The 11,337-nt window shown below is 33.1% G+C and carries 19 protein-coding genes and 1 pseudogene; 16 read left to right on the forward strand and 4 right to left on the reverse strand.

All coding sequences use genetic code 11. From position 1 onward, the window contains the following. Positions 1 to 227, reverse strand: a 227-nt coding sequence (locus GA0061080_RS10900; protein ID WP_141683146.1) for a helix-turn-helix domain-containing protein, incomplete at its 3' end; no start/stop codon positions are given. Between the two features lie 56 nt (positions 228 to 283). On the opposite strand from GA0061080_RS10900, the gene GA0061080_RS10905 reads away from it, so the two are divergent. Genes GA0061080_RS10905 through GA0061080_RS10910 form a run of 3 tightly spaced genes read left to right on the forward strand, consistent with a single transcriptional unit; the run spans position 284 to position 1,567 of the window. Continuing rightward, complete coding sequence (locus tag GA0061080_RS10905) at positions 284 to 1,033, forward strand: phage N-6-adenine-methyltransferase (protein ID WP_091125499.1); 750 nt, start codon at positions 284 to 286, stop codon at positions 1,031 to 1,033. Beyond that, complete coding sequence (locus tag GA0061080_RS12655; protein ID WP_167349230.1) at positions 1,030 to 1,203, forward strand: hypothetical protein; 174 nt, start codon at positions 1,030 to 1,032, stop codon at positions 1,201 to 1,203. Before GA0061080_RS10905 ends, GA0061080_RS12655 begins: the two co-directional genes overlap by 4 nt. Positions 1,204 to 1,213: 10 nt before the next feature. Beyond that, entirely contained in the window at positions 1,214 to 1,567 is a 354-nt protein-coding gene (locus GA0061080_RS10910) for a RusA family crossover junction endodeoxyribonuclease (RefSeq protein WP_209435823.1), read from the forward strand. Between the two features lie 57 nt (positions 1,568 to 1,624). On the opposite strand, the gene GA0061080_RS10915 is transcribed toward GA0061080_RS10910, so the two are convergent. Further along, positions 1,625 to 1,969: a hypothetical protein gene (locus GA0061080_RS10915; protein ID WP_091125508.1), complete on the reverse strand. Its 345-nt coding sequence runs from the start codon at positions 1,967 to 1,969 to the stop codon at positions 1,625 to 1,627. A gap of 14 nt (positions 1,970 to 1,983) precedes the next feature. Then, a complete protein-coding gene (locus tag GA0061080_RS10920; RefSeq protein ID WP_065611347.1) occupies positions 1,984 to 2,205 on the reverse strand; it encodes a hypothetical protein in 222 nt (73 codons plus the stop codon). Between the two features lie 171 nt (positions 2,206 to 2,376). Between GA0061080_RS10920 and GA0061080_RS10925 the strand changes: the two genes are divergently transcribed. From GA0061080_RS10925 to GA0061080_RS10955, 8 genes and pseudogenes are all read left to right on the forward strand, one after another. Continuing rightward, positions 2,377 to 2,697 carry a type II toxin-antitoxin system RelE/ParE family toxin gene (locus tag GA0061080_RS10925; protein WP_091125511.1) on the forward strand — a complete coding sequence of 107 codons (321 nt, stop codon included), beginning with the start codon at positions 2,377 to 2,379 and terminating at the stop codon, positions 2,695 to 2,697. Beyond that, on the forward strand, positions 2,690 to 2,974 hold the full coding sequence (locus GA0061080_RS10930; RefSeq protein WP_086320835.1) for a helix-turn-helix domain-containing protein: 285 nt from the start codon (positions 2,690 to 2,692) through the stop codon (positions 2,972 to 2,974). Before GA0061080_RS10925 ends, GA0061080_RS10930 begins: the two co-directional genes overlap by 8 nt. A 249-nt stretch (positions 2,975 to 3,223) precedes the next feature. Continuing rightward, on the forward strand, positions 3,224 to 3,358 hold the full coding sequence (locus GA0061080_RS13020; protein WP_280642413.1) for a hypothetical protein: 135 nt from the start codon (positions 3,224 to 3,226) through the stop codon (positions 3,356 to 3,358). Beyond that, positions 3,345 to 3,608, forward strand: a complete 264-nt coding sequence (locus tag GA0061080_RS10935) for a hypothetical protein (RefSeq protein WP_091125515.1) — start codon at positions 3,345 to 3,347, stop codon at positions 3,606 to 3,608. The genes GA0061080_RS13020 and GA0061080_RS10935 overlap by 14 nt, the downstream gene beginning before the upstream one ends. Positions 3,609 to 3,674: 66 nt before the next feature. Continuing rightward, a pseudogene (locus GA0061080_RS10940) lies at positions 3,675 to 4,465 on the forward strand (KilA-N domain-containing protein). Beyond that, positions 4,465 to 5,484, forward strand: coding sequence for a DUF968 domain-containing protein (locus GA0061080_RS10945; protein WP_091125518.1), 1,020 nt, complete (start codon positions 4,465 to 4,467; stop codon positions 5,482 to 5,484). The pseudogene GA0061080_RS10940 and the gene GA0061080_RS10945 overlap by 1 nt, the downstream one beginning before the upstream one ends. Before the next feature lie 152 nt (positions 5,485 to 5,636). Continuing rightward, positions 5,637 to 5,996 (forward strand): antiterminator Q family protein, encoded by a 360-nt coding sequence (locus GA0061080_RS10950; protein ID WP_091125522.1) that lies wholly within the window; start codon positions 5,637 to 5,639, stop codon positions 5,994 to 5,996. A gap of 236 nt (positions 5,997 to 6,232) precedes the next feature. Then, a complete protein-coding gene (locus GA0061080_RS10955) occupies positions 6,233 to 7,051 on the forward strand; it encodes a phage antirepressor N-terminal domain-containing protein (protein ID WP_167349231.1) in 819 nt (272 codons plus the stop codon). Between the two features lie 22 nt (positions 7,052 to 7,073). Here GA0061080_RS10955 and GA0061080_RS10960 read toward each other — a convergent pair whose 3' ends face one another. Beyond that, entirely contained in the window at positions 7,074 to 8,183 is a 1,110-nt protein-coding gene (locus GA0061080_RS10960; protein ID WP_091125527.1) for a hypothetical protein, read from the reverse strand. A gap of 365 nt (positions 8,184 to 8,548) precedes the next feature. On the opposite strand from GA0061080_RS10960, the gene GA0061080_RS10965 reads away from it, so the two are divergent. The 5 genes from GA0061080_RS10965 to GA0061080_RS10985 form a co-directional block, all read left to right on the forward strand. After that, complete coding sequence (locus GA0061080_RS10965) at positions 8,549 to 9,637, forward strand: DNA-methyltransferase (protein ID WP_091125530.1); 1,089 nt, start codon at positions 8,549 to 8,551, stop codon at positions 9,635 to 9,637. 12 nt (positions 9,638 to 9,649) lie between these two features. Further along, entirely contained in the window at positions 9,650 to 10,039 is a 390-nt protein-coding gene (locus GA0061080_RS10970) for a putative holin (RefSeq protein ID WP_091125533.1), read from the forward strand. Further along, complete coding sequence (locus GA0061080_RS10975; RefSeq protein ID WP_091125536.1) at positions 10,039 to 10,398, forward strand: phage holin family protein; 360 nt, start codon at positions 10,039 to 10,041, stop codon at positions 10,396 to 10,398. Before GA0061080_RS10970 ends, GA0061080_RS10975 begins: the two co-directional genes overlap by 1 nt. Beyond that, positions 10,382 to 10,822, forward strand: coding sequence for a lysozyme (locus tag GA0061080_RS10980; protein ID WP_091125553.1), 441 nt, complete (start codon positions 10,382 to 10,384; stop codon positions 10,820 to 10,822). Before GA0061080_RS10975 ends, GA0061080_RS10980 begins: the two co-directional genes overlap by 17 nt. 279 nt (positions 10,823 to 11,101) lie before the next feature. Then, on the forward strand, positions 11,102 to 11,337 hold a 236-nt coding region (locus tag GA0061080_RS10985), incomplete at its 3' end, for a helix-turn-helix domain-containing protein (protein WP_141683147.1).

Below are 11,337 nucleotides of genomic sequence, written 5' to 3' on the forward strand. Positions count from 1 at the left end.
ACAACGGCTTGTTCTATATGTGGCTCTACCCGATTTTTTTCGATAGGCTTTTTACGACTGATTTCTTGAAGCGCAAGCTCACCCCCTTGCTCATACAATTTTTTAAAGCGATAATAGCTATCTCGACTGTATCCCATGACTTTGCAAGCTTGTTGAACGTTACCAAGTTGCTTAGCTAATTCTAGTAGTCCTAATTTTGGTTTAATAATTTTGGCGGTTTGATTCATTTCTGACTCTCCTTTTGTGTTATAAAATAACTTAAACGTCAGATTAAGTAAAGACTATTACACCTAAAGTTGATTATAAACATTCAAAAAGCAAAACCGATTCTGACATCAAAGATCTATGGCAAACACCGATAGAATTATATGAATATTTAAATGCTCGGTTTAGTTTTGTGTGTGACGTGGCTGCTAGTGATCACAATCATTTGCATCTGAATTATTTAACTGAGTCATACGATTCATTACTCAATGGTTGGTCACATCTAAAAAGTGGTTATGCGTTTTGCAATCCACCTTACTCTCGTATATTGCCATGGGTTAAAAAAGCACGTGAAGCTGCGGATCATGGTGTTGGTACCGTGATGTTGTTACCCGTTGATACATCTGTTGAATGGTTTAACGAATTACGAAAATTAGCTAGTGAAATTTATTTTATTGTTAATGGTCGTATTTCATTTGTTAGAGCCGACAATAAACAAAAAATTCACGGTAATAATCGTGGTTCATTATTTGCGGTATTCAATCCTCGCTCTTTTGGTGAGTGTCGAATTTCTTGTGTTAACCGCAATGATATCTTTGATACTTACGAAAAAATCAAAGACACAATCCCAGATCCTAAGGTGAGTACTGTATGGCCAAAACAAGTTAATGAAATTTTTGATTCGGTAGAATTTTCTAAAAATTTAACCATTGAAGATCAAACAAAGGTTAAACAAAGTATTAATAAAATGATTATCGATAATCTCCCTATAGATCAAATTAATAACGCAACTAGATTTCTGGTGAATAGAATGGAGGCTAAACGATGATAAATATAAGCAATGAGCGAATATCATTTGAATATGCTATGCGCAAAAATGGGTGCCCAGATATTCATTTAAGAAAGGACCGAAAGGGCGGATATTTAAGAAAAAATATGGAATCAGCATTTCAAGGCTGGGTATTAAAAGCATCAACACAACAAAACATAAATGGGTAAATAGTGAATGATAACTTTGGTTTTGCCATTCCCTCCATCAATGAACACGTATTGGCGTAATTTAAATGGAAGAACGTTATTAAGTGCTAAAGGTCGCAGATATAAAAGTGAAGTTATTGCTGCAGTATATGAGCAGTTAAAAAAGAAGCCTAAACCAATTACAGATAATGTTGCTGTCAAAGTTGAATTTTATCCGCCTAATAATATTAGGCGTGATATGGATAATTATTTTAAAGCTTTGTTCGATTCACTTACAACAGCAGGGGTTTGGGTTGATGATAGTCAAATAAAAAGAATTGAATCTGACTGGCTTAACGATAATAAAGGAATGGTTTTAATAAGCATTTGTGAAAAAGCTGCATAAAAAATAAATAAAAACCCGATTTACTGGGTTTTTATTTTTTCAAATTCACAAAATCAATTATTTATCATATTTAAATTTATGTATTCTAATCTGCTTAATATATCGTAAACTAAAACCTTTTGCTGATGCTATTATTTGATTTCCGTTGATTTTGTAACTATCAAAATCAGCTAAACAATTTAAATCTATCATATTGATTGAGCCGGTTAACATTACGCCCGTTTTTGCAGTTAATAATTCAATATCGCGTAAAAAAGAATTATAACGATCTAGTTCACTAGAAGAACGCTCAACATGAGCGTAACAAATTTTTTTATTTGCTGTCGATTTCGACAGCGTTGCGTTAATTGCTATATTGTGAGATTTGCTAATATCATTTAATAATTTAATAAATTTTTTCATGCTTTAGTTGCCTCTTAATTATCAAATTTTTCAATATAAAAACTATTTTTTAAGTTATCTGTTGTTTTCCCAATTTTTAGTATTTGTTGCATTGTTTGCAAAATTTCGAGCCGAGTATTCATTTTCATAAAAACATTGTCATCAATTAATTCTTTATATTCTGCGTACAATTCGCGTTGTAATTTTTGTAATTTTTCAACTTTTTCTTCTAGTTTTATCTCATTAAATTTATTCATGTTTTATCCTTTTTTAAACTTGTTATCTGTTTCAATAACGATAATGTAACTCTCATCAAAAACAGAGTCCAACTTTATTTTTATATTTTAATATAATTTTACTTAAAAAAATAACTTTACTTTATAATGTAAAATGGTATTATTAACTTAAATAACTGGCGGAGTATTTAAGTGTTTAATATAATTATTCATAATCAAGCAAAAGAAGAGCTGCTAGAGCTATCAGATGAGCTAAAAGGTAAAATGGCTAATCTGATTGACAAGTTGGAAGTCAGGGGGCAATTAAGAATGCCCGACAGCAAAGCCTTGGGGAATGGTTTATTTGAGCTAAGATGCATAGAGCGAAACAATATAGCGAGAACTATCTACGCATATCAAAAAGGAAGCGTAATATTTTTACTACATGCATTTGTGAAAAAAACAGAAAAAACACCAAGCGCAGCACTCAAAATAGCGCGTGAAAGATTAAAGGAGATGATTGAAAATGACTAAACATAACACAACATGGGAAGAATTAAAAAAAGAAATGCTCAATTCTCCAGAGGCCAAAAAAGCGTACGAAGATGCAGACAGGGCTTGGAAATTGCGTGAGGCATTAATTGAGGCCAGAGAACATGCAAACTTAACACAATCAGAGCTAGCTAGAAAAATGAACGTCGCACCATCGAATTTAAACAAATTAGAAAAGCATCCAGACAAGGCAAACATGGCGACAATTTTTAAATATTTTGATGCGTGTAACGTAAATGTTGATTTTGTAATTTCCTAACTATACGTATAACGCCTCCGAACGATAAAAATTTAACTTTATTTGTTCGGAGTCATCATTCCTCTTTGTTATCTCTTCAAGTTTATCAGCCAATAAAAACAGTAAACATACCATCTTACATCTTTTATTTTCTTTATAATTTTATATAATGTATATATTAACAGTGTCAGAGTGCAGACTGACATATTGCGAAAAGGTGCTTAACAATGCAGATGTTAAGCGTGTATTGAAAACAAGTGGAGTATTAAAATGTATAGCCAATCTTCTATGGTGGCAGGTAATGCCACATCAATATTTCCGTTAATCGGTGATCTCCTATTCTATTTTCCACTTGGTATTAATTTTATTAATATAAAACAAGGGGAAGTAAATGTACGAAATTAAAGCATACGCATGTGGGTACAGTGGTTGTAAGAAAGCATTGCGAACTAAACAAGGTATGAAATTACATGAATCTAAATGTTTTTATAATCCAGATAAAAAAGCATGTGCTACATGTGATTATTATGAGAATACTAATGATAACAAAAGAAAGTGTCATCATGGTATTGATATAAACGATAAACCTAAAAATGGTTGTAATAAATATACCCATTGTCATGGTTTAATTTGGGGTAATTGTTACGTTATGTAATTTATCAGATGAGTCAGAGTTGCAGACTGGTTTATGTGAAAAACAAGAAAGTGGAGTATTAAAAAAATGAATCAATTAATTGCTATTGAAAATGTTATTATTCGTCAAAATAAGCAGGGGTTGTATTGCTTAAATGATCTTCATCGAGCATCAGGACAACTAAATAAAAACCGCCCATCTTTGTGGCTTGAAAATAAACAAGCCCAAGAATTAATACAAGAAATAACTGAAGAATTTGTCAAAGCAGGAATTCCTGCTTTGGAAGTGGTGCATGGTGGTATTGAGCGAGGGACATACGCTTGTAAAGAGCTTGTTTATGCCTATGCAATGTGGATTAGCCCCACATTTAATCTAAAGGTTATTCGTACATTTGATTCTGTTGTAGCTAGAAAATCATCAGAAGTGGATAAAGTTAATATCGGATTGATGATTTTAGAATCTGCATCTAGAACTTTAAATTTATCTAATTCAGCCAAATTAAAAGGGTACCAAGAATTACAAAAATATTCAGGTATACCCTGTCTATTACCTAATTATGCAATAGATGCACCAAGTGACTCAGTCGATGGTTCTAGCCGTGTATCTTTTTCATTAACGCATTTATTACAAAAATATGAAGTTCCATTAAAAACGACAGTGGCTTATGCGATATTGAAAGATTTAGGCATTGTTGAGCGCAATAAACGCAAGAGTGTTAAAACAGGTAAGAAAAAGAGTTTTGGTCAATTACTGCGTATGGATTGTTATATGGTAAAAATCTTACTCCACCGAATAACCCTAGAGAAACGCAGCCTCATTTTTATGATAGTAGATTTAAAGAATTACTAAAGCTAATGCAAAACGCTAAAGTGGCATAATGAAAGCAATACTTACTCCATATTACCAACCAGAACTTGGACTAGTCATTCTTAAACCTGGTGCAGAGTTACTAAAAAAACTGTGCACAGGTAATCGTATTATTATTTCTCAAAGCGGTGAGGAACACGCAGGTATTAAATCGGGCATTATTCAAGATGAACAACCATTATTAAATAATAAATATATCGATTCATTTATATTACATGACAAAGTAATTGATAAACTAAAAAATCTATATGACTTTGATTATTGGTTAAATCAACGATATAAATGTCAGTTAGAAGATGGTGAGTATTGTCATCATGAATTAGTGAATGAAAAAGTTGGTCATTCGGCTATTCGTGTGTGCTGGCATCACAATAAAGATTTAGTTATTGATGATAAGGTGAAAACGCTAGCACAGCGCAACTTAAAACAATTTCTAATAGAATGTGTTATAAACCAGTTAAAACACGATAGTAACCATCAATTATCAATTCAAGAATTAGCGTGGTGGGCTGTAATCAATCAACTGCATGAACTCATACCTGAGAATATGGCAAGATTACTGCATAATAGACCAATTGAAGAGATAAAATCTGTTTATAAAGAATCAGAGTTGGTCGCTAGTGATGATCGCTCAAAACCTAGATTACAAAATGAAATAAATAACACACACCAACAACTACAAGCATTATTTAAACCAGTTAAGAAAATAGCAGTGGATCCTGAATCACCGGAATCATTCATGTTAAGGCCAAAATTAAAACGTTGGGAATGTGAAAAATATACCAAATGGGTAAAAACTCAACCGTGTGTATGCTGTGGTAAACAAGCTGATGATCCTCACCATATAATCGGTTATGGACAAGGCAAGATGGGAGGAAAGGCGCATGATATCTTTACATTGCCACTCTGCAGAATTCATCACAACGAGTTGCATAAGAATGCCGAAGAGTGGGAACAAAAGCACGGTTCACAAATATTATTGTTAATTCAATTTTTGGATCGTGTTTTTGGGATGAAAGTAATCACGTAACAATAATTTTTTAAATTTTATTGATAAATAATTTTGGACTTCTTTACGTCTATATATCTAGATGGTAAAATGACATTATTGTGGAGTTTGAGCAATAAACAGAGTGCAGACTGTTTTTGTGAAAGTCCTCTCTATAATTTTACGGAGAGTATATGAAGAGAGATATTAAACAAGTCCTTGTCGCATGGGCTAATGTTAGACGTAGTATGAGAACGGGTTTAGAATACCCTTATAAATCCCCATCAATACTTAACAATAATAATGGCTTTGATTCTCGACCATTACTAAGTGAAGATGAAGCTGAAATAGTTGATAAAGCTATTTTGTGCTTATCAAAAATAGATACTATTTCTTATTCTATTCTTAAATCAATTTATATCAATCAACAGTCTTGTCGTCAATTAGCCAAAAATACACATAAAAGTAAAGATTTTGTTTGTGACAAATTAAAGATGGCTGAAATTTATGTGTTCGCTAAAATTCATGATGTAATAAGTGATGTAATTTTATAATTTGACAATAATTTTGTCGGGTTGTATATTGCTTGTTGGTGCTCAACACACCAAAACAACGAGCGGACTTCCGCACCCGACAGATTAGCGGTTTTTTTACGTCCAGATTTTATGGTCGGGTGGCGTGCATAATACAATACCGAAAGGAAATAATGCAGGCTGTCTCGTTGCAGTGTTGAAGCACCCGACCACCCTCAATCAACATGGGGAATAATAAAATCAACGAGGATGTAAATATGTCAAACACAAAATTAGAAACAATCCAGTTTCACAATCAACAATTAATCGTTCTTAATTACAAAAATAAACCTTATATTGCAATGAAGCCTGTGTGTGAAAATATCGGGTTAGATTGGGCTGCTCAGCTTAAAAGAATCAAGCGACATCAAGTATTAAGCTCAGGTATGGTCATGATGACCACACCTTCAAAACAAGGTTTACAAGAGTACGTTTGCCTACCAATTTCAATGATCAACGGTTGGCTTTTTGGTATTGAAACTAGTCGAGTAAAACCAGAAATTAGGGCAACACTTGAACAATATCAATTAGAATGTTTCGATGTACTTTATAATCACTTTATGCCCAAAGTAGCTCAACAATACCCTCATACAATCTCACTCGAACAGCAACAGCAAATCAAACAAGCAGTAAACGAACGATCATATAGAACAGGTGAGCATTATCAAGCAATTTACACTAAGCTCTATGAGCAATTCAAAATACCTCGTTATCAAGATTTACCTCTAAATCAATTTGATAATGCAATTGAATTTTTAGGTGGATTATTAATAAAACCAGAAGCGTTAACTGGCGATGAGCTTTGTGATTTTGCTTGGCTCTATAAAGCAGCAGAGCATATGCGTAGAGAAATTGAAGAAATAGAGCCAGCACTTAGAGTGTTAAAATCTGAAAAAGCCTCACTATACTATACGATGAGTAGAGAATACCGTAACTTAACTCAACTTTGCAAAAAAATAGTACAAAGTAAAATGAAAAGTACCCAGATAAATAAAAATGATTTGTCTTGGCAACGTGTATTACCATACTTTCAATAAAACAAGCCCCGAAAGGGCTTTTTTAGATGCCATACATTGCCATTTTATGAAATTTTTCAATAGTTAACTCAATTTCTTTCATGTATATATTTAAGGGTTCATTTTGAAGTTTTTCAAGTTTCAGGGTTTTATTTTTTCTATTTTCTAATAATGACATAATAGACAAAAGTCTATCTTTATGTTCCGGCATAATTTCTAGTAGATTATTATAGTATACATGTGAACTTTCACCTTTTCCATTTTTGAAATGAGGAAAATGCCTTACAAGATTAAATAATTTATTATCGAAAGAAACAATCCAATTATCTAATTTTTCGCCATCAATTCCATTAAAATCACCAATGTTACATATATTTATAAGTGCTAAATCAAAAGAGCCATTTGATGCTATGGACTTCATTATTTCTAAAGGTGATAACTTACTAAATGACTTCGATTTTTTTCCAGAATAAAAATTCTTTTTAATATCTTTAATTAATTCTTTATAAGGACCATTGTTTTGTCTTGCAGATGATGAGTAGAAAACAATACAAGCAATAAAGAATTCTTTCATAGACACTAAATCAAGTTCATCTATAACAATACGAATATAGAGATTAATTTTGTCATCAAAAGTTGAGTTGTTTAGATTCTTTTCAATAATTTGAATTAATAACAATGAACAGTAGGAAAAAGAAGATATTAATTTTTGCCCTGAAGTGAAATTATCTATCGTTTTTCTGGTTTGTTGCTTATCAAATGTATCATCATTGATATTATCTTCTTCATAAGCACATTCGAATTTAAATTTTTTATCGAATAATTTTAGTTTTTTATAGCTATAATTTGCATATTTACCGGGCATTTCAGATAAAGAAAAAAAAGGACACCATGCAATATTTGAGTATGAGTTTAATCCCAATAAGTTAAATAACTCTATTAAATCATTATCTTTCAAAATTCTAATTCTATCTTGGTCATTATTTACTTTCTTATCAGCACATTCTTCCATGGCTATAAGAATATTTGTATCGGGGATTAAATTAGTTGTAATTCCGTTCTCATAGTTATATTTTATTCGTTCTAACGTGAGTGTTTGCACTTTTTCACTTGGATATAGTGATGGTTTAATAAATCGAAGTTTTCTTGACATGTTTCTTATCTCTTATAATTCAAAAAAATTATCCTTATTATATAAAAAATAAATTTTATGTGATTGACTGTCGCTGTGTAGCGACATATAATACGCCTATATTGCGGTTTTCGCATCCAAATTAAACCCCGGCTTACTCAGTTGGGGTTTTTTATTGCCCAAAAATTATGGCGAGAGATATAAACGCTATTACTCCACATAGCTCCACGTGTTTATATCGCTGCAACTCGCCACCTTTCTTTATGTGATGGGGGACTGATACATGTTGCTGCATGTAGCAGTCATCAATACCCACGCGTCTGGTCATGAGTATCAACCAAGCCCCAGCTGATCAGCGGGACATATTCTACAGGACTACTGTAAAAATGACCAGTAAAAAAAGCGATCAAATTCAAATAGATAACTTAACATTGATTCATGATGATTGTCTGAATGTGCTTAAATCATTGCCCGATAATCATATAGATCTTATTTTAACTGACCCTCCGTACTACAAAGTTAAAACAAATAAATGGGATAATCAGTGGAGAACTTCAGATGATTATTTAACTTGGCTAGATGATATCTTTGCTGAATTTTGGCGAGTGTTAAAACCCGCAGGTTCTTTATATGTGTTCTGTGGTCCCCACTTGTGCGCTGAAACTGAAATATTAATCAAACAACGGTTTAATGTTTTAAATCACATTGTTTGGGCAAAGCCTAATGGAACATGGTTACGGCAACATAAAGAATCATTACGAGCATATTGTACATCTAGTGAGCGTATTATTTTTGCTGAGCATTATAATGCAGAAGGTAAATTCAAAGGGCAAGTTGGCTACGCGTCAAAGTGTGAGAGTTTGCGACAGACTATATTTGCTCCACTAATTGAGTATTTTAGGAATGCGCGTGATGAACTTGGGGTTTCTGCTGCGGATATTAACAGAGCAACTAATTCACAAATGTGTTCGCACTGGTTCAGTCGAAGCCAATGGCAGTTACCGAATGAAAAACAGTATAAAGCCCTGCAAGAATTATTTAATCAAATAGCAAAAGAAAAAATACAAAAAGGTCAGTTGCATGAAAATAGTAACGTTTTAACAAGTGAATATTCTGTATTAAGCCATGATTATGAATTTCTATTTAAGCAGTATGATGATTTAAAAAAAGAATACGAACACTTACGGCGCCCATTTAATGTGACAAAGCATGTACCATATACAGATGTTTGGACGCATAAGCCAGTCGCTTATTATCGAGGTAAGCATCCTTGTGAAAAACCATCAATAATGTTAGAGCAGATAATAAGTGCAAGTTCTAAAGATGGCGATTTGGTCGCTGATTTTTTTATGGGCTCAGGTTCGACATTAAAAGCAGCTAAAAAATTAGGTCGCTTTGGGCTTGGGGTTGAGTTTGAAGAAGAAACGTTTTTGAAAACAGTTTCAGAAATTAAAGAAAACAACTATTTAAGTTAAAAGGGTAAAAACATGCAAGAGCCAGCCACTACATCAGCATTTTTAGCGGTAATGTGCGCTATTGGTGTTGTGTCTGGATCTGACGCATATCCAGTAATAATTAGTTCATTTGCCGGTGCAACACTATATATGACATCTAGTCATAATATTAGTTTGAGTCGGCGGTGGTTGTATTTTATTTTGTCATTTTTTCTTGGTATCACGACATCTAATGCAGTTGGGAAAATTATAGCTGCATTGGTCCCATTTGTTCAGTTAACTGTTGATCAGTCATTAGGTGCGTTGTTGTCCTCCGCATTTATTGTAAAAGTGCTGGTGCATTTTTTAGAGAATAAAGATGTCGAAAAATCTATTTTTAGTTCAATTATAAAATGGCTCTCCAATACTAGGAGGGATGATTAATGTATCTATTAGCTAGTTTATTTAACTTCGATATGAACTCTGTGCAACCACTTCTTAAATGGGGCGTGGTTTTGTTGAGCTTATCATCTGCAGGTGTGCTGTTTTGTTATAGACGAGGTAAGTCAAAGTTTAGATTCTTTCCGTCTCTGTTGGCTTATTCATTAATGCTTGCAATGATTTCAGATCCAATCCTTGTATTTATAGGTCAACCTAAAATAATTGATCTTACGGAAATATTAGGTAGAAGTTTTATTCTGGCTGTTTTATTGGCACACAACGGTAATGTTGTTGGCGCATTTAAAAATGCAACATGGCCAAGGATATTTAATTTTAGGAGGAAGAATGAAAATAAGCATTAATGGAAAATCTAAATTAAAGTCGTTTGAGGGATTACGGTTAATAGCATACCAATGCTCAGCGGGTGTTTGGACTATCGGTTGGGGTCATACTACGGGAGTAAAAGAGGGCGATAAAATAACAATCGGGCAAGCTGAAATTTTCCTAACGGGTGATTTAGTTCAGTTTGAAAATGCAGTGAATAAATTAGTTAAGGTACCGATCAATCAAAATCAATTTGATGCTCTAATTTTGTTGATTTTTAATATTGGCATTACTGCATTTACTGGTTCAACATTATTAAGAAAATTAAATGCAGGGGATTATTCAGGGGCATCTAATCAATTTTTGGTGTGGAACAAAATCAGGGTAAATGGCGTTAAAAAACCGAACCTTGGTTTGACTCAACGTCGCCAAGCTGAAAAAGAGTTATTTGATAGAGCGTAATCATGAATAAAAAAATAGCAATAACTATCTTTGTTCTGATCGTGTCGTTAATTTCAAGTAATGGTTTTTGGGTTTATAACTCTGAACGCTTAAAGGGCAAAATTCAACCAACAATACTCAACAGCGTCTTCTAACATCACAAAATCGGCAATATCGTATAGCGTTTTCTGCGTTTGATAGAATACGAAATTGTGATCGTCGTCGCTGTTGATAATGTGTAATAATCTTTACTTAATCTGACATTTAAGTTATTTTATAACACAAAAAGGAGAGTCAGAAATGAATCAAACCGCCAAAATCATTAAACCTAAATTAGGACTACTAGAATTAGCTAAGCAACTCGGTAACGTTCAACAAGCTTGCAAAGTCATGGGATACAGTCGAGATAGCTATTATCGCTTTAAAAAACTGTATGAGCAAGGGGGTGAGCTTGCGCTTCAAGAAATCAGTCGTAAAAAGCCTATCGAAAAAAATCGGGTAGAGCCACATATAGAACAAGCCGTTGTCAATATGGC

Origin of the sequence: Gilliamella intestini (assembly GCF_900094935.1) — a bacterium.
Taxonomy (GTDB): domain Bacteria; phylum Pseudomonadota; class Gammaproteobacteria; order Enterobacterales; family Orbaceae; genus Gilliamella; species Gilliamella intestini.